The following is a 16,795-nucleotide window of genomic DNA, read 5'->3' as shown; positions in this document are numbered from 1 at the left end:
CATTCAATCTCTCCATCACTCATTAGAATTTCACTGCGATGCAGGAGATTTCCACATTCACGTCTTTGGGTAGGCGGCTTACCTCTACGGTTTCGCGGGCCGGTGGACTGCTGGTGAAATAGCTTCCGTATGTCTCGTTAATCGCCCCGAAGTTGCCGAGGTCCTTCACGAAGATGCTGCACTTAACTACGTTGCTGAAGTCCATGCCCGCTTCCTGCAGAATGTACTGGAGGTTCTTCATGACTTGGTGCGTCTCGGTCTGGATATCGCCTTGCACCAGTTGCCCCGAGGCTTGGTCCAGCGCGATCTGCCCGGAGATATACAAGGTGTTGCCTGCCATGACGGCCTGGCTGTACGGCCCGATAGGAGCCGGAGCAGATTTGCTTTCTATGATGTTGGTTGCCATATGCAAAATGGTTAATCTGTATCTTTACAGGCTTAAAGGTACAGAAATATGAACACATTGGTTTTGGCCACCCAGGAGCAAGAGGCAGAGGTAAGCCTGAAATTCTATAACAGAGCCTACCTACACTTACAAGACCCCGCAGAATTGAAGGCGTGGCTTCCGCAAGCGGATCTGGTGATTGATTTGTTGTTGCATGAGCAACCAGAGCGCTTGGCCCAATACAATCAGCAAGGCAAAGGCGAGAAACTTACCGTATTCTTCAACGCCAATAATGTGAATTTGACAGAATTCACTCAAGCGTACACGCCGCTCAACTTCCACTTAGCAGGTTTCATAGGTCAGCCCCTGATCAACCGCGAGGTCCTGGAAGTAGTTACCCTCCGAGAAGATTCTCAACGACCAGTAGACAAGGCTTTCGTGTTCCTGGCCTCGCTATATCAATTGGTAAAGAATCCCAAATAGCAGTTTACAGCCTCTTTCAGCGAAAATAGTCTCAAAACAGAATAGCTTTCAATAGCCTCTCACTGGCGCGAGCTTGCAGCTCGTGTGCGCACGCATTGCCTAGAAGCTTTTTGGCCACTTTCCCAAAAACGAGCTTGAAACAGAAAGGACAGCCGTAAAGCTGTCCTTTCTGTTTTTAACAAGTTGCGGCGTCTGACTTTGAAATCAGCTTTGGCGCATGACGCCTATTTTTTCACCTGTAAAGTCAGGGAACAGAACTTTGTCGTTTTTGATGTTCAGGTGTTTCCCGGCTACTTCGCTGAAAATGCTCCGGAAATCGGTGGTGACGGGCAGGTCGCGGCCGTCTTCCAGGTTTTCTTTGACCAGTGGCGGCACGTATCCGTGCACGAGGCCACCGTTCACGTCATTGCCCAAGACGAACAGGCAGGAACCTCGACCATGGTCGGTGCCGTTGCTGCCGTTCTGGTGCACGGTGCGGCCAAACTCGGTCATCGTCATTACGTTCACGTCATCCTGGTAGGCGTCCAGATCTGTCCAAAAAGCGGTGATGCTTTGGCTCAGGTCATTCACGTTTCGGGCAAATGTACCATTGGACGTACCCTGGTTATAATGCGTGTCCCAACCGCCCGACTCGGCGAAAGCCACTTCCAAACCCACATCCATCTTGATCATCTGCGCAATCTGCTTTAGTGATTTCCCTAAGGCGCTATTTGGGTACACGGCGTTGTTGGCTGGGATGTAGTTCTTGGAATCGATTTTCTGCAGCATCTTCACGGCCTCGAAGCTTTCTTTGCCGGTTTTGTTCAGCAGCGAGGAAGAGGTTTGGTCGTAGAGGTCCTCAAAGTTCTTAGAGGCCACCATCGCAGCTTTCTCGTTCCCGCGCATCTGCACCCCGAAGTCCTGCAGGTTGCTGATGGCAATAGCGGCATGGTCGCCATAGAAGGAGCGCGGTAGCGAGGAGGTGAGGCTGACCGCTTGGAACGGGGTGGCCTCGTGACCCAGTAAGCCAACGGCCCGGTTGAGCCATCCGCTGGCGGTGCCTTTGTCAAAGGGAGTGCCCGTTTCCATGTAATCCTGCGCATCGAAGTGGGAACGGGTAGGGTTGGGCGATCCCATGCCATGTACAATGGCCAGGCGCTTCTCCCGGAACAAAGGCTCAAAAGACCGCATGGCCGGGTGCAGCCCGAAACGCCCGTCTAGGTCCAGCAAGGGATTGGCCGAAGTCTGGGCAGCAGTCATGAACAAACTGGGACGAGCCTCTTTCAGGTGTTCATCGGTGAACGGAGTAACCGCCATTAAGCCGTCCATGGCGCCCCTTTGGAAGATGCAGACCAGAATCTTGTTTTTCTTGTACGGCAACGCCAGTTTGTTGCTACCCGCCGCCTGCGCCAGAAAGTTGGGCACGCCGCCCAACCCCGCTGCGAAAAGCGCCAAAGCCCCTGATTTTAGAAATCCTCTTCTGGTAGTCATCTTGCTCTCATTTGGCTTTAAAACGAATTTATCTACGCTGAAACTCAGGGGAACCAATAATAATGCCTACTACTTGCGCCAGCATGGGCGTATTTCCTCCTTTAAGGGAGGACGCTGGAGTATTGGCGGGGTTCTTTTTCACGTTCCTAGCCTCTTTATTCCCTGACTCCATCATCATCTGGTCTTCCTGTTCCTGGGGTTCTTTTTGGGCGAGGGCAGGCTTCTTGTTAGCGGCGGCATCCACTTTCTTCCCGAAATCAGGGTCATTCAGGGTGGGGGTTAACCGCTTGATGGTGGCTTCCAGGTTCCGCTCGGGCAGCAGAAATTGACTGTAGGTGAGCAGGGCTGCTTGGGCGCTCTCTGGTTCCCGGTTCTGGTTCAGGGACATCAAATCGAAGGAAATGCCTTTTATCTTCTGCGATGCCAAAGCTAGACCAAAGTTCATGCGGTTGAGCAAGGAGCCGGTGTTGATCCAATAGGTGCCTTTGTCTGGAAAACCAGTGGGGGCTTGGTAGTAATACATTTTCTCGCCCATTTTCGTAATCCAGGTGTAAAGCTGCTTAGGCTCCTGCACCTCGGCATTCAGGCTACGCACCGAGCTGATGGCCAACTCAAACGGAGACTTCGTCTTTTCCCGCAGGGCTTCTTTTCCCCAGAACTCGGGCGCAGCCACCATAGTCAGCAGTACTTCCCTGATGTCTCCATCCTTTTCCCGGAAGGTTTTAGCCATCTTGTCAATCAGGGTCTGAGAGGGCCGGTCATTCACGAACCGAATGGCCAGTTTGGTGGAGATGAACTTTGCCGTAGAGGGATGGTGAGCCAGAAGTTTGATGAGTTTCAGGCCTTCTTCATAGCCTCCGCCCGCCGGAAAGCTGGTGCCCAATACTTCTTTAGGTCCCTGATCGTGCTTGTTTGCGGCAAACCAGAAATCACCTTCCTGAACAATGCCTTGCCTGGCCAATACCTCCGCCTGATTTGAATTTTTAGTCTCCGCCCTTTTACGGTTGAAGTAGTTCATCTCCGGGTTGATGGTCCAACCGGTTAAGATGCGCGCTGCCTGGGTTACGTCTTGCTGGGTATAGCCGCCGTCTACCCCCAGAGTGTGGAGTTCCATGATCTCACGGGCATAGTTTTCATTAAGGCCCTGTTTGTTTCTGACGGTCTTTATTTTCTGTGCCTGCTGCATTTTCTGCAGGGTCGTATCCTGTGCATGGAGTGTTGCAAGCATTTGTTCCTGGCGCTGTTGTTTCTGCTTTTGGGAATTCGTAGAAGAGGGAGTGGCAGCAACGCTTTTAAAATTATCCAGGTACGCCAGCATGGCGGGAGACTTAGCCGTAGCCAGAAGTATCGTCTCGAACTTGCCTAATACGTTTGGTCTGATTACGTCCCGCTCATAAGCGACAAGGTACAGGTCGCAGTTTTTATTGGTAAGCGACACGTTGAAATGGTTAAACCAAAAGCTGGTGAGTATCTCCTGTAGCTGGTTTTCTGAATAAGCCGCCCGTATGATTTTCTGATCGATTAGCTCCTGGTACAGGTCTCCCTGGTTTTTAAAGCCTTTCTCCCGCATATAGGCGCCCAGCTTTTCCCGTTGCGCAATACGGCCTTCTTTGGTAAGTTCGCTGTTCTTAAGGGAATCTAAATGGAAAACGCCTTCCTGCATCCCTAGCTTTAGGATCTGCCCTTTCTGCGGATAAGAGTACACAATCTGCTCATTAGACATCTTCAGGGATCGGTAAGGCGCCAATTTCTGCTCCAGAGCAGGGTCAGCTATGTTGGCCTGAAGTTGCAGCGCAAACCACTTTTCCAGTCCCATTTTTACCACCTCCTCAACCTGCCCCGGCTTGGCGCCGAAGGTGAAGCGACTAAGCAAATGGGCGGCCGCTTGCCGTTCTGTTAAACCCGCTTTTTTGTAGGGGAATTTTGCCACTTTGGGGAGAGGCTCTTCCGTGCCAATAAATGAGGAAAGCAGGAAAAAGGATAGTATGAAAACCAGTACCGGAGTGGGATGTCTAAAAATATTTTTCATACAGATAACTTATGTTTACCGCTAACCCAAAACCAATGCCTGATTTTAACCCATTTAAGCTCTTTAAAGCTATTTTTCTTCTTTATCAACAAGCTTGCAAGACGGTGTTTCAACCTCTCCCTACTGTTCTATGTACTTCGTTGTACCTTATTTATTGATTCAACTAAACCGGTTACATACAGTGAATTATGTTCTCGCCCGCTTTCCTTTTTAGATTAAAATTAGCAACAATAGTTTAAACGTGATTGAAAATATTCTATTATACCTTAATAAGGTCATATAGTTTGTTTCGGGTTCTGATGAGATAAAAAAGATTAACTGAGAAGTTAGATGCTAGTAACGATGGGGTTTGTTTTAGGCCACTTTTATAGAAAACAGGCTCAAAATAGAAGAGGATGTTGTGGGTCTCTTTGAACTGAGGACTAAAATGCTTTAAGGCACGTAGTATGGAATTAGTTTGGCGTAGCTAACTGTAAAGTTGTTTTAGGATTATTTTCTAAAAAGGAGCTTAAAGCTGAGAGATACCCTACATAAGGGCAAACAAAAAGGGAAGCCGTTGGGCTTCCCTTTTTCAATATACTGACAGCAAAGTCTATTCAACGGTTACTGATTTCGCTAAGTTGCGGGGTTGGTCTACGTTACAGCCGCGCAGTACGGCAATGTGGTAGCTCAACAACTGCAAAGGAATCACCGAGATCAACGGCATCAGGGCTTCGTGGGTACTAGGCACCTCAATTACAAACTCAGCCATCTGCGGGATCACGGTGTCACCTTCGGTCACGATCGCGATTACTCTACCTTTACGAGCCCTTACTTCCTGTACGTTAGAAACAATCTTCTCGTAAGAACTGTCTTTGGTAGCGATCACCACCACCGGCATGTTCTCATCGATCAACGCAATAGGTCCGTGCTTCATTTCTGCCGCCGGGTATCCTTCTGCGTGGATGTAAGAGATTTCTTTCAGCTTCAAAGCGCCTTCCAGAGCAACCGGGAAGTTAAAGCCACGGCCCAAGTAGATGAAGTTGGTGGCATCTTTGAAGATCTCAGAGATTGCCTGGATTTCTTTGTCTAACTGAAGCGCTTGCTCTACTTTGGCAGGAATTTTCTCCATCTCCAACATCAAGCTACGTAAAGCAGTTAATTCCATGGTGCCGCGCATCTCCGCAATCATCATCGCGATGAGCGAGAGAACCGTAACCTGGGCAGTGAAGGCTTTGGTACTAGCTACCCCAATCTCTGGACCAGCGTGGGTATATGCACCTGCATCGGTTGCCCGCGCAATAGAAGAACCTACCACGTTACATACTCCAAAGATCATGGCTCCTTTAGCTTTGGCCAATTCCAAGGCAGCCAAGGTATCAGCCGTTTCTCCAGACTGGGAAATAGCCACCACGATATCTCCTTCACGGATTACCGGGTTCCGGTAACGGAACTCAGACGCGTATTCCACCTCAACCGGGATACGGGCAAATTCCTCGATCATGTACTCAGCTACTAAGCCAGCGTGCCAGGATGTTCCACAGGCCACAATGATAATGCGGTCAGCGTTTTTAAAACGGGTAGCATATTCTCTGATGCTGGACATGGTCAGTTGCGTATTTTCGGCCACCAAACGGCCACGCATGCTGTCCATGATAGAACGGGGCTGCTCAAAGATCTCTTTCAGCATGAAGTGCGGGTAACCACCTTTTTCAATGGCTTCCAGCTCCAATTCCAGTTTCTGGATGTAAGGCGTCTGTACCACGTCTTCTTTGGTACGAATGTCCAGGACACCGTCTTTGATGACGGCAATCTCGAAGTCATTCAGGTATACTACTTCATTGGTATACTCAATGATGGGAGTTGCGTCTGAAGCCAGGAAGTACTCTCCTTTGCCTACGCCAATCACCAATGGACTTCCTTTACGGGCAGCTACCAGTTGGGTAGGAGAATCGTGTGAAATTACCACAATAGCGTAAGCGCCTACTACTTCGTGCAAGGCCAGGCGTACAGCCTCAGCTAAAGAAACATTGCTGTTTTTCTGTACATCCTCAATCAGGTTAACGAAAACCTCAGAGTCAGTATCACTGTGGAACTCGTAGCCTTTGTTAAGTAAGTGCTTCTTGAGAGAAGCGTAGTTCTCAATGATGCCATTATGGATAATAGCGATCTTCTTGGAGGTTGAGTAATGGGGGTGCGCGTTGGCATCATTCGGCTCTCCGTGGGTTGCCCAACGGGTATGGCCAATACCAATGGTGCTGCTGGTGTCCTGAGAACCAATATGCGCTTCTAAATCGGCAACCTTTCCTTTCTTTTTGAAAACCTTAAGGTCACCATCGTTCAGTAAAGCAACTCCGGCACTATCATAGCCGCGGTACTCCAAACGCTTCAATCCTTTCAAGATAATGGGGCAGGCTTCTCTCTGACCTACATAAGCTACTATTCCACACATAGTGATGTAATCTACTTTTTAGCTAGGGGTATAAAAATAATTATTGAGCAGTTGAATAGAAGAGTCTCAGCTTGATCCGTCGCTCAGCGCTGGGGCTTTGATTGGCTTCAAGAATGGCCCGGTTTACGGTTTGGGCTAAATTGCTGGGCGTAGAAAGAGAACTACTCACGTTAGATGGCAGAAGAATCAGGCCATTGTTCGCTCTCACGTTATAAAGCAGGTTCTGCATGTAGCTGGTAATGTTGACTACATACACATAGCCTCCTTTTTTCCCTCTGTACTGAAGAGTAGCAGGCGTAGTAGAACTTTCTGCCAGCAGAGCACTGGGTATCCCTTGGTTTAATGCGATCCTGTTAGAAGTTGTTGCTTCCACCACTGAAATCACCGGAGGCAGCATAGAGGAGTCTTTTCTGGAGATCACCGTAGACTCTACCACTGGGATAATCAACTCTGCTTTGTTGATGGCAAGGTTCTGCTCTCTCCCTGAAACCGTTTTCCGGAAGTTGGAGATATGCGGAAGTTCTATTTTGGTCACGAGTCCTGTTCCGGCCTGCAGATACGTCCGGTTGCCCGCTTCCTGAGAGGACAGGCTGCTGGCATTGGTGGTCAAAGAAGCCAAAGAAGTACCGGTTCTGTCTCCTTCAATCTGGTTGTAATACCGGTCAGTGAAAAGCAAAGTAGTAGTCTTGGCAATGTTCTTCTTTGACTTGTAGTGCAACGTTAAGGTGGTATTGGTAGACGTTGGCAAGAACCCGATGATGCTTCCTTGTTCGTCAGAACCGGCAGCAGGCACCAGAGCCAGACCGTTCATGACATTAATAAACGCCGCGGTGCCACTTGTCTGCGCTAAAGTCTGCAAAACCTCGTTGGCGAAGCTTCCCGTAAGCTTTATCCTAACCACAACCGGAAGAGTCTGACTGGTGTCAGTAGTGCTTTTATAGGTAGTGTTAGGCTGCGGTTTAAAGGTGACAGAGCCTACAGGGGTGTTATCATACGTTAAAGCTTCAGAGGTGAAGTAGGTTTCATCATCTCTGAAGGCTTGCGTAAGCCGGTGCACGTTCATGGAGATTTCCTTGGTGGTATCTCCGAAAGCATAATTATAATCCAGGTTAATAATCAGAGAGTCGGCACCTCTGGAGACATCAATAGAGTCTGCATTGGTAGGGAAAGAAAGAGGAGCAAATTCAGCGTAGGTTTTGGCCGTTACTGTTCCAAAAGCATTGTCTGAGATTCTGCCTACTTGCACCCGCGTTGCGCCTAAACCAATAATGGAATCTTTCAACAAAACCGTAGAAGCCCTTACAGTAGCCGTGTCTGTGTAGGAAGTCCCAATCTGCGTGCCTGGTTCCTGAAGTTCCAGGCCAATAGCCGTAGGGTCTTCGCAGGCGGTGAAAAAGAAAGAGGATATAAAGAGTACAGCTGCTGCTTTACTAATTCGCAAGTTCATTATACAGGTTAAAGTAAGAATCAAGGGTGTTTTCGTCTGAGCTAATGGTGTTGATCTGCTTGGTGTTGTTGTACTCCTGAAACATTGCATTGAGGTTGTCACTGAAATCCTCATTTGACTTGATCACCATATCAGCGTACTGCATGCCCATTTTGATGAATGCACCAAAATCACCGGCTCTCAGGTTAGTCAGCATTTCATCTTCAATGTCCAGCATTTTGGCTTTCTCCAGCAAATCACCCTCAAATTTGTGGGCGAACTCGCTGTTGTACACAGAGAAAACAGATTTTGCCGTCTTGAAAATAGGATCATTCTTGTAGGTGCTCTTCAGGTACAGCGGAATCAGGCTTGTCATCCAGTCATTGCAGTGTACAATATCCGGCGCCCAGCCTAGTTTCTTCACGGTCTCTAACACACCTTTGCAGAAAAAGATGGCCCGCTCATCATTGTCTGGATAAAATTTATTGTCTTTGTCCACCAAAACGGATTTGCGGTGGAAATAGTCTTCGTTGTCAATGAAATATACCTGTAGCTTGGCATTAGGAATAGAGGCTACCTTGATAATCAGGGGTTTTTCCTCTTCGCCTACGGCAATGTTTATGCCAGAAAGGCGGACAACCTCATGCAAACGGTTCTTGCGTTCGTTGATCAGCCCAAAGCGGGGCACAAAAATCCGAACTTCCATCCCACGCTCTTGCATCGCTTGTGGCAACATCCTCAGGAATTCCGCTACTTTTGTGGTTTGCAGAAAGGGATCAATCTCAGTGGCCGCGTATAAGATTCTCAATTTGGACATAGGTTGGAGTGATTAAAAGTAAATAGGCAACAGTCATTGCGAAATGCAAAATTAAGCAATTATCGGCTGATTCTCAATTTATTTGAATAAAATCCTACCTTTGGCGTTTTTTGTCACTATCTAATTAAATCCGCAGCCCTCCATGTTGCAGCTTACTTCTTTATCTGATATCCGGCGCCACACAGAGCTGCTGCGCCAGCAAGGCAAACGGATCGGTTTTGTGCCTACCATGGGTGCCTTGCACGAGGGGCATCTGTCTCTGCTCAGGGCCGCCAAAAAGCAGAATGATGTGACCGTGTGCAGTGTTTTCGTGAACCCAGTGCAGTTCAACAACGCGGAGGATTACCGCCTGTACCCGCGACTGCTGGAGAAGGATGCCCAGATGCTGGACCAGGAAGGCTGTGATATCCTTTTCGCCCCCACGTCTGAAGAAATGTACCGGCAGAAAGCCATCCTGTCCTTTGATTTTGGGGAACTGGAGCGGGTGATGGAAGGGGCGCACCGCCCGGGGCACTTCAATGGGGTGGCCACGGTAGTCAGCAAACTCTTTCATTTGGTGAAACCGCACCAAGCCTTTTTCGGGCAGAAAGATTTGCAGCAGTTTGCCATCGTGCAGCAATTAGTCCTTGACCTGAGTTTTGACCTAGAGTTGGTGTGTTTCCCTATCATAAGGGAGGAAGATGGTTTGGCCATGTCTTCCAGAAACCGGCGCTTAAGCTCAGGGCAACGGCAAGTGGCGCCCAAGTTATTTGAGGCGCTGCAGCTTCTGCGGGAAAAACTGCGCACCGCTACGGTAGAAGAAGCCCGGAAAGAGGCAGAAGCGTTTTTGGCCTTGTTTCCGGAAATCAGGCTAGAATACCTGGAGGTGGTGCATGCCCAGACGCTACAGCCCCTGGAAGAAGTGAATGAAAACGTGCCGGTAGCCTTGTGCCTGGCTGCTTTTCTGGGTGAGGTGCGGCTCATTGACAACGTTCTGCTGTAAACGCCGGCGCTATCTGGAAAGCAGTGCGCGAACAATCTGCTTGTCTCATAAATAATCTCTAACTTTGCATGTTTTTAGATTATTTTGATGCAGATTGAAGTTCTTAAATCCAAGATACATCGGGCTAAGGTAACGCAGGCCGAGTTGCATTATGTGGGAAGCATTACCATAGACGAAGATCTTTTGGATGCAGCCAACATGGTTCCCCATGAAAAAGTAACAATCGTGAACGTGAACAACGGCGAGCGGTTCGAGACTTATATCATTAAAGGGGAACGGGGCAGTGGTATGATCTGCCTGAATGGACCGGCGGCCCGCAGGGTTCAGGTAGGGGATATCATCATTATCATCTCTTATGCTTTGATCAATTTTGCGGACGCCCGTACGCACGAACCCACGGTTATTTTCCCTGACCAGCACAATCGGCTAGTATAGTTCGCCCTGGCATGAAGAAAACCGTCACCGTACTGAAATACCTGTTGCTGCTGGCAATATCGGTGTTCTTGATGGGGTATGCGTTGCGTAGCATCAATTTTGCGGCGGTAAAGGCAGAACTGGCGCAGGTAAGGTATAGCTGGGTCATTGCCACGGTACTTTTATCGGTGGCGGGGTATGTGAGCCGGGCTATCCGCTGGCGCATGCAGTATGCCCCACTGGGATATAAACCAACCAATTCGCAGACGTACCATTCCCTGATGGTGGGGTACCTGGCCAACATTGTTCTGCCCCGGGCGGGCGAACTGATCAGGTGTACCTTGCTGAGGCGCTCGGCAAATGTGCCGGTGAATGTCTCCATAGGCACCGTGATCACAGAGCGGGTCATTGATCTGGTCATGCTGCTGGTGTGCATGGGCCTTACCTTGTTGCTGGAGTTTGAGCGCCTGAAAGACTTTTTCCTGGAGATTTTCTCTGAACGGTTCAGTAGTTTTCAGCAGAACCTGCAGACGCTCTATATATTAGGAGCTGTTGCCGTCATCGGGGCTGGGATTACCATTGGGTATATCTACCGGAACCTGGAGAAGCTACGCAGAAACCCGGTCTTCAGGAAACTGAGTGACTTTGCGCGCGGACTCTGGGAAGGCATTTTCAGCATCAGTAAGATGGAGCAGAAAGGCGCTTTCATTTTCCACACGCTCTTTATCTGGGTCTCCTATTTCCTGACCACCTACCTTGCTTTCTTTGCATTGCCCAGTACGCAGGACCTCTCCTGGCAAGCCGGCATGGCTATTCTGGTCGTGGGCGGGTTGGGCATGGCGGCGCCGGTGCAGGGCGGTATAGGGGTATACCATATTCTGGTGAGGACGGCCCTTCTGCTGTATGCCGTGCCGCTGGACAAAGGAATGGCCTACGCACTCATCACCCATACCTCGGGAGCCCTTCTAGTGGTGGTCATGGGCGGAATTAGCTTGGTGGTGAGTCTTGCTCAAACCAAAAAACAGCCGGCAAAGCAAGTCGCTTAGGTTGTTTTCAGCCTCTTTTCCTTAAATCAGGTTTAAAACAGAAATCCTGTTTTCCCGTTTTGTTTTCAACGGGGTAGCCCTTTCCTGTTTATTCGTTTTTTCACCAATCCTTAGAATATGCTTCCTTCCGAAGAGAAAATCGTGACGCTTCCTCGGCTATTGTCTAAAGTAGAAGAATGGCGGGCGCAAGGGCAGAAGATTGTGTTCACCAACGGGTGCTTTGACATCGTGCACATGGGCCACGTAGATTATCTGGAGCGGGCACGGCTTTTAGGAGACAAGCTGGTGATAGGCCTGAATACTGACCAATCTGTCAGTAGAATAAAAGGGCCTTCCAGGCCATTACAAGACGAAATGTCACGTATAAGGGTTATGGCATCCTTTTGGTTTACAGATGCTATAGTGTTGTTTGACCAGGAAACCCCGCTGGAATTGATTGAAGCGGTAGGGCCAGACATCTTGGTGAAAGGCGATGATTATGCCCTGGAAAACATAGTAGGGCATGACGTGGTTCTGGCAAGAGGAGGCGCCGTGAAAACCATTCCGCTGGTGAAGGGGTATTCTACTTCACAGGTGGTGCGTAAAATCCTGGGAGACCAACAGTGTTAACCTTAAAAGAGAGAAAGAAATGGGCGGTATTTGGATAATAATGATTGCAATGATGCTGGCCTCGGCGTTGGTCAGCTGGATGTTGAAAAGCAAGTTTGAGAAGTACTCCAAGCTGGGGCTCCGGTCGGGGCTCAGCGGACGCGAGGTCGCGGAAATGATGCTAGCCGATAACGGGATCACCGATGTACGGGTCATCTCTACCCCGGGTAGACTGACCGACCACTACAACCCCGCCGATAAAACCGTGAACCTGAGCGAACCGGTGTACGAGGGTAGAAGCGCCGCCGCGGCTGCCGTAGCAGCCCACGAATGCGGGCATGCCGTGCAGCACGCGAAAGCCTATACCTTCCTGAAGTTCCGTTCAGCCATGGTTCCGGCCCTGAGCGTGGCCAGCCGCTACATGCAGTGGATTCTGTTAATTGGTGTCCTGTTGATCCAGACTACGCCAATTCCATTGGCAATTGGTGTGCTGTTGTTTGCCTTGACTACCCTGTTCAGCTTTATCACACTACCAGTGGAGTTTGACGCCAGCAAGCGCGCCTTAGCCTGGATGGATACTCGGGGTGTGGTGACAACCCAGGAGCACGGCATGGCCAAAGACGCTTTGAAATGGGCCGCCATGACGTATGTGGTAGCCGCCATCGGTTCATTGGCGACGCTTCTTTATTATGCTTCCATGCTTACCGGACGCAGAGACTAGGAACCTTTAGGTCAGTTATATGTAAAAGAGGACAGCGCAGGTTGTCCTCTTTTTTTGTGGGCTGCATCTCCGTTTTCAGGCTGTTTTAAAGAAGTAGCATTGAAACCTAACAATTGTTAGCTTTGTTTTAAGTTTAGTCTAGAGTAGGCTGCTTGCATACTAAATTTTGTTTAATTTTGTTTATCAAACATATCCCCTAAGGAATCATACTTAACGCATTATATGGACTTTAAACTAACCGAAGAACATTTAGCCGTGCAGGAAGCGGCCCGTGACTTCGCCCAGACTGAATTGTTGCCCGGAGTGATTGAGCGTGACGAGCACCAGAAGTTCCCCGCTGAGCAGATCAAGATGATGGGCGAACTGGGTTTCCTGGGCATGATGGTAGACCCTAAGTACGGCGGCGGCGGAATGGATACCGTTTCGTATGTGCTGGCCATGGAAGAAATCTCTAAGGTTGATGCCTCGGCCTCGGTAGTGATGTCGGTGAACAATTCCCTGGTGTGCTGGGGCTTGGAGAAATACGGAAACGAAGAGCAGAAGCAGAAATACCTGACGCGCCTAGCTACCGGTGAGATCATTGGCGCATTCTGTCTATCTGAACCAGAGGCTGGCTCAGACGCCACCATGCAGCGCACCACGGCCGTAGACATGGGTGACCACTACCTGCTCAACGGTACCAAGAACTGGATCACCAACGGCAGCACGGCATCGGTGTACCTGGTCATTGCCCAGACCAACCCAGAACTGCGCCACAGAGGCATCAACGCTTTAATTGTAGAAAAAGGGATGCCGGGCTTTGAAATTGGGCCGAAAGAGAATAAATTAGGAATCAGAGGGTCAGACACGCACTCCCTGATGTTCACTGACGTGAAGGTGCCAAAGGAAAACCGCATCGGGGAAGACGGGTTCGGGTTCAAGTTTGCCATGTCTACGTTGAACGGGGGCCGTATTGGCATTGCCTCGCAGGCACTGGGCATCGCCTCTGGGGCGTACGAGCTGTCGTTGAAGTATTCTAAGGAGCGTAAAGCGTTTGGCGTGCCTATTTCGCAGCACCAGGCCATTCAGTTCAAGCTAGCCGATATGGCCACTAATATTGATGCTGCTCGTCTGCTTTGCCTGCAGGCCGCCGCCGATAAAGATGCCCAGCGCGATTACTCAAAATCTGGCGCAATGGCCAAGCTTTTCGCCTCTAAAATAGCCATGGATACCGCCGTTGAGGCCGTTCAAATACACGGAGGGTACGGGTTTGTGAAAGAATACCACGTAGAGCGCCTCATGCGCGATGCCAAAATCACGCAAATTTACGAGGGAACATCAGAGATTCAGAAAATAGTAATCTCAAGGGAGATATTGAAATAGAAAAGTGGTAAATTAACGTTTAAGGTTGAATTTTAAGTATATAGTATTTGTCTGTTTATAAATATAGAACTTTTTTGTTTGATAACTTAAAAGATAAGTACTAATTTTAAACCGACAGACAACTTAAAAAATCAACATAAGTTAAAACCCTTTAACAAGTTCCCTTACATGGAAGATTACAATAAAATAATTGAGTCGCTGAAAGTGCGCTACATCAAGGCTAAAAACCTGGTGTTGCAGCAGCCGCTCACTGTGCGTAACTACTATGATGTTGGTAACAACCTCTTATTAGTGCACAACGGCATTGTTGCTTTCGGAGACGATAAACAAGTAGCAGAAGAGGGGCAATTGCTCTTCATCCCGGGTGGCCGGAGTACTAAGCTGTATTATGGAGATACCGAGAGCCGGGTTATCTCTAATGATGATTATATTACTACCAAAGACAAGTTTTTCAAAAGCAACAACGATCTTGACCTGATTGGCGAAGCCGATGACAGCCACAGCTTCGTGAGCTTTGAGGCCAAGGTATTTGACTCAGTGAACTTCTTCACTTCCCTGGAGGTGCCGGCGTTCGTGATTACCAGCAACAAGATGGCTACGCTGGTGATTAAGATTGTAGAGGAGAGCATGCAGGACTTGCCGGGCAAGGAGCGCATCATCAGCCTGTACACTGAGCAGATGGTGGTAGAACTGATCCGTTACATCTTAAAGAACAAGATGTTTGTGGAGCAGCTGGCTACCAACAGTACTTACTTTAAAGACCCACGCCTCATTGACCTGTTCAACTACATCAAAGAGAACCTGGGTGGCGACTTGTCTAACAAAGTCCTCAGCAACGTGGCCAACGTTTCTGAAGACTATGTAGGCCAGTACTTCAAAATGCTGACTGGTATCAACCCGCAGGACTACATTGAATACCAGCGTATGGAGCGTGCCGTATTCTTGCTGCGCACTACCAAGAAAAGCATCCGCGAGATCGGGAAAGATGTGGGGTACAAAGACACCGCGTACTTCTGCCGCCGCTTCAAGATGATGTTCGGGATTCCGGCCGGTAAAATGCGCCGTCGTGAGTCATCTATGAACGTGTAAGCATCTTATATTGAACTGGAAAGGCCCGCCACAAGCGGGCCTTTCTGTTTTAAGGGTGTTTTAGGAAAATGAGCCTTAAAACACATTTTATAGTATGTTGTAATGAGGCGTTTTCTTTGGATTTCCAGATCGGTTAGATGCTGAAAGAATAGCTGGTTTCTTTGGGAAGGAGACGGCTCCGGCGCAACCATGCCCGGGCCGTGGCCAGATCTGCAAAAACTTCGGCTTTAAAAGACTGCACATTGGCATAGAAGGCATCGGCGGTAGCCTCGGCAAAGGTCTCGGGGTTGACCACCAAGGCGTAGTGCCGCAAACCAGCTTTGGCGGCTTGCGGAGCCCACTCCTCTAGGGTCCAATCCAGGGAGTGGTTCCAGGAACCCACCATGGTACGGGTGTCTATGAGCATGTCACTGTAATCTGCCTCTTGCAAGGCCTTTGTATAAGCCTCCATCCCTGATCTAACCGTTTCTGGGGTAGAGTAGCCCTGCCAGGTAGCCTGTATCCAGCGGTTTTCATGATCTAAGGAAATAGTGAGATACACGTTCCCAAAGGCATTCACAAGGTCTGATCTCATAACACAGCCGTTTAAATAAAACACATTAAAATAGGAGGCAAGCCGGGCCAGTCTGCCCGCTCGCCTCTGCCAAAGACACGTGCCGCTCGCCTTCAGATATCTGTAAACGCTAGCGCCACCTGTTGTTCTTTGGGGTTCCTTCCCAAAAATTAAGCCAAAAACAGAAACGAGGAACAGGGGTGAGGCAACAGCAGGGTTTCACAGAGACCAATCGCCGGCGGCTTCTGGCTGGTAGATCACTTGTTCAATCTGGTAGCGCAGGGTTCCGCGTGGGGCCGGGCACTCCACTTCCTGGCCCACTTGTCTGCCCAAAATGGCAAAGCCTACCGGAGCCAGCACGGAAATCTTGCGGGTGGCCACGTCAGCGTGTTTGGGGTACACCAGGGTGAGTTCCAGCACGGTGTTGCTCTTCTTCTCGCGCAGGCGCACCTGCGAGTTCATGGTGACCACGTCTTCGGGTACTTGCTCGGCCGGAATAAGGGTAGCGGTGCGTAATTCCTTGCAAAGGCCCTCTACCATGGCGGCAGGGGCCACAGACCGTTGCGCCAGTACTAGCAGATGAAGACGTTCATAGTCTTGTTGGGTTAAATAAGCAGAAGCGTTCATATAGGTAAAAATCAAGGTGGATAGATATGCGAGAAGAGGATCCTTTCCCAGCTCCCAGCGAGGCGGTGAATAAGTACAGGCAAATTGTAGTGCGTGCTCATCACAGGGAAAAACCGGAAAAGAAGAAGCCGTTTCCAGCGGGAGATAAGAGAACATAAGTCCTCCATCTCTCGCTGGAAACGGCAAAAGGGAATGGTGCCGGATTATGCTTCCGGCTTACTTATTAAAGTCTTTGGGCGAGGTGAAAAAGAAAAGGCAATAGCCGTTCAGGACATCACGCAGGGAGGCATGATGAGACGCTGCCACCAAGCCGGAGAAAGGCTGCATAGCGGTGTTGGGTAGGTCTCTGAACGGATACATGTTTTAAAGGGG

17 protein-coding genes are annotated in these 16,795 nt (G+C 49.4%); 8 read left to right on the top strand and 9 right to left on the bottom strand.

All coding sequences use genetic code 11. From position 1 onward, the window contains the following. Window positions 1–22 precede the first annotated feature (22 nt). Window positions 23–406: a RidA family protein gene (locus tag EFB08_RS10765; RefSeq protein WP_123126950.1), complete on the bottom strand. Its 384-nt coding sequence runs from the start codon at window positions 404–406 to the stop codon at window positions 23–25. Window positions 407–454: 48 nt separating this feature from the next. On the opposite strand from EFB08_RS10765, the gene EFB08_RS10760 reads away from it, so the two are divergent. Next, window positions 455–868 (top strand): hypothetical protein, encoded by a 414-nt coding sequence (locus EFB08_RS10760; protein WP_123126949.1) that lies wholly within the window; start codon window positions 455–457, stop codon window positions 866–868. Window positions 869–1,072: 204 nt separating this feature from the next. On the opposite strand, the gene EFB08_RS10755 is transcribed toward EFB08_RS10760, so the two are convergent. From EFB08_RS10755 to EFB08_RS10735, 5 genes are all read right to left on the bottom strand, one after another. Beyond that, window positions 1,073–2,338: a DUF1501 domain-containing protein gene (locus tag EFB08_RS10755; protein ID WP_123126948.1), complete on the bottom strand. Its 1,266-nt coding sequence runs from the start codon at window positions 2,336–2,338 to the stop codon at window positions 1,073–1,075. 28 nt (window positions 2,339–2,366) lie between these two features. Next, window positions 2,367–4,367, bottom strand: coding sequence for a DUF1800 domain-containing protein (locus EFB08_RS10750; protein WP_123126947.1), 2,001 nt, complete (start codon window positions 4,365–4,367; stop codon window positions 2,367–2,369). 592 nt (window positions 4,368–4,959) lie between these two features. Next, window positions 4,960–6,798 (bottom strand): glutamine--fructose-6-phosphate transaminase (isomerizing), encoded by a 1,839-nt coding sequence (gene glmS, locus EFB08_RS10745; RefSeq protein ID WP_123126946.1) that lies wholly within the window; start codon window positions 6,796–6,798, stop codon window positions 4,960–4,962. A 40-nt stretch (window positions 6,799–6,838) separates the two neighbouring features. Continuing rightward, on the bottom strand, window positions 6,839–8,245 hold the full coding sequence (locus EFB08_RS10740; protein ID WP_165864860.1) for a DUF4270 family protein: 1,407 nt from the start codon (window positions 8,243–8,245) through the stop codon (window positions 6,839–6,841). Further along, window positions 8,229–9,041 (bottom strand): glycogen/starch synthase, encoded by an 813-nt coding sequence (locus EFB08_RS10735; RefSeq protein ID WP_123126944.1) that lies wholly within the window; start codon window positions 9,039–9,041, stop codon window positions 8,229–8,231. Before EFB08_RS10735 ends, EFB08_RS10740 begins: the two co-directional genes overlap by 17 nt. 142 nt (window positions 9,042–9,183) lie before the next feature. Here EFB08_RS10735 and panC point away from each other — a divergent pair, with 142 nt between their 5' ends. The 7 genes from panC to EFB08_RS10700 all read left to right on the top strand — a co-directional run bounded on the left by panC (window position 9,184) and on the right by EFB08_RS10700 (window position 15,243). Further along, complete coding sequence (gene panC / locus EFB08_RS10730) at window positions 9,184–10,023, top strand: pantoate--beta-alanine ligase (protein WP_123126943.1); 840 nt, start codon at window positions 9,184–9,186, stop codon at window positions 10,021–10,023. A gap of 87 nt (window positions 10,024–10,110) precedes the next feature. Beyond that, window positions 10,111–10,458 carry an aspartate 1-decarboxylase gene (panD, locus tag EFB08_RS10725; RefSeq protein WP_123126942.1) on the top strand — a complete coding sequence of 116 codons (348 nt, stop codon included), beginning with the start codon at window positions 10,111–10,113 and terminating at the stop codon, window positions 10,456–10,458. Window positions 10,459–10,469: 11 nt separating this feature from the next. After that, a complete protein-coding gene (locus EFB08_RS10720) occupies window positions 10,470–11,483 on the top strand; it encodes a lysylphosphatidylglycerol synthase transmembrane domain-containing protein (protein ID WP_123126941.1) in 1,014 nt (337 codons plus the stop codon). Window positions 11,484–11,600: 117 nt separating this feature from the next. Further along, window positions 11,601–12,092 (top strand): D-glycero-beta-D-manno-heptose 1-phosphate adenylyltransferase, encoded by a 492-nt coding sequence (rfaE2, locus tag EFB08_RS10715; RefSeq protein WP_123126940.1) that lies wholly within the window; start codon window positions 11,601–11,603, stop codon window positions 12,090–12,092. Window positions 12,093–12,132: 40 nt separating this feature from the next. Then, window positions 12,133–12,792, top strand: coding sequence for a zinc metallopeptidase (locus EFB08_RS10710; RefSeq protein WP_123126939.1), 660 nt, complete (start codon window positions 12,133–12,135; stop codon window positions 12,790–12,792). A 222-nt stretch (window positions 12,793–13,014) separates the two neighbouring features. Further along, window positions 13,015–14,154 carry an acyl-CoA dehydrogenase gene (locus EFB08_RS10705; RefSeq protein WP_123126938.1) on the top strand — a complete coding sequence of 380 codons (1,140 nt, stop codon included), beginning with the start codon at window positions 13,015–13,017 and terminating at the stop codon, window positions 14,152–14,154. Window positions 14,155–14,322: 168 nt separating this feature from the next. Further along, window positions 14,323–15,243, top strand: coding sequence for a helix-turn-helix domain-containing protein (locus EFB08_RS10700; protein WP_123126937.1), 921 nt, complete (start codon window positions 14,323–14,325; stop codon window positions 15,241–15,243). Window positions 15,244–15,376: 133 nt separating this feature from the next. Here EFB08_RS10700 and EFB08_RS10695 read toward each other — a convergent pair whose 3' ends face one another. The 3 genes from EFB08_RS10695 to EFB08_RS23475 form a co-directional block, all read right to left on the bottom strand. Continuing rightward, window positions 15,377–15,817, bottom strand: a complete 441-nt coding sequence (locus EFB08_RS10695; protein WP_123126936.1) for a SpoIIAA family protein — start codon at window positions 15,815–15,817, stop codon at window positions 15,377–15,379. Window positions 15,818–16,015: 198 nt separating this feature from the next. Beyond that, window positions 16,016–16,423, bottom strand: a complete 408-nt coding sequence (rnk, locus tag EFB08_RS10690; RefSeq protein WP_123127058.1) for a nucleoside diphosphate kinase regulator — start codon at window positions 16,421–16,423, stop codon at window positions 16,016–16,018. Between the two features lie 216 nt (window positions 16,424–16,639). Continuing rightward, window positions 16,640–16,783, bottom strand: a complete 144-nt coding sequence (locus EFB08_RS23475) for a hypothetical protein (RefSeq protein WP_165864859.1) — start codon at window positions 16,781–16,783, stop codon at window positions 16,640–16,642. Window positions 16,784–16,795: the final 12 nt, after the last annotated feature.

Origin of the sequence: Rufibacter latericius, from assembly GCF_003721515.1 — a bacterium.
Lineage (GTDB): Bacteria > Bacteroidota > Bacteroidia > Cytophagales > Hymenobacteraceae > Nibribacter > Nibribacter latericius.
Note: the sequence above shows the minus strand (reverse complement) of the source record. Positions and strands in the feature narration are given on the sequence as shown.

Coding starts and splice junctions, on each gene's coding strand:
- EFB08_RS23475 (WP_165864859.1), bottom strand. CDS start 16,783: ATGTATCCGTTCAGAGACCTACCCAACACCGCTATGCAGCCTTTCTCC.
- EFB08_RS10710 (WP_123126939.1), top strand. CDS start 12,133: ATGATTGCAATGATGCTGGCCTCGGCGTTGGTCAGCTGGATGTTGAAA.
- EFB08_RS10765 (WP_123126950.1), bottom strand. CDS start 406: ATGGCAACCAACATCATAGAAAGCAAATCTGCTCCGGCTCCTATCGGG.
- EFB08_RS10740 (WP_165864860.1), bottom strand. CDS start 8,245: ATGAACTTGCGAATTAGTAAAGCAGCAGCTGTACTCTTTATATCCTCT.
- EFB08_RS10755 (WP_123126948.1), bottom strand. CDS start 2,338: ATGACTACCAGAAGAGGATTTCTAAAATCAGGGGCTTTGGCGCTTTTC.
- rfaE2 (WP_123126940.1), top strand. CDS start 11,601: ATGCTTCCTTCCGAAGAGAAAATCGTGACGCTTCCTCGGCTATTGTCT.
- EFB08_RS10760 (WP_123126949.1), top strand. CDS start 455: ATGAACACATTGGTTTTGGCCACCCAGGAGCAAGAGGCAGAGGTAAGC.
- glmS (WP_123126946.1), bottom strand. CDS start 6,798: ATGTGTGGAATAGTAGCTTATGTAGGTCAGAGAGAAGCCTGCCCCATT.
- panC (WP_123126943.1), top strand. CDS start 9,184: ATGTTGCAGCTTACTTCTTTATCTGATATCCGGCGCCACACAGAGCTG.
- panD (WP_123126942.1), top strand. CDS start 10,111: ATGCAGATTGAAGTTCTTAAATCCAAGATACATCGGGCTAAGGTAACG.
- EFB08_RS10750 (WP_123126947.1), bottom strand. CDS start 4,367: ATGAAAAATATTTTTAGACATCCCACTCCGGTACTGGTTTTCATACTA.
- EFB08_RS10720 (WP_123126941.1), top strand. CDS start 10,470: ATGAAGAAAACCGTCACCGTACTGAAATACCTGTTGCTGCTGGCAATA.
- EFB08_RS10695 (WP_123126936.1), bottom strand. CDS start 15,817: ATGAGATCAGACCTTGTGAATGCCTTTGGGAACGTGTATCTCACTATT.
- rnk (WP_123127058.1), bottom strand. CDS start 16,423: ATGAACGCTTCTGCTTATTTAACCCAACAAGACTATGAACGTCTTCAT.
- EFB08_RS10735 (WP_123126944.1), bottom strand. CDS start 9,041: ATGTCCAAATTGAGAATCTTATACGCGGCCACTGAGATTGATCCCTTT.
- EFB08_RS10705 (WP_123126938.1), top strand. CDS start 13,015: ATGGACTTTAAACTAACCGAAGAACATTTAGCCGTGCAGGAAGCGGCC.
- EFB08_RS10700 (WP_123126937.1), top strand. CDS start 14,323: ATGGAAGATTACAATAAAATAATTGAGTCGCTGAAAGTGCGCTACATC.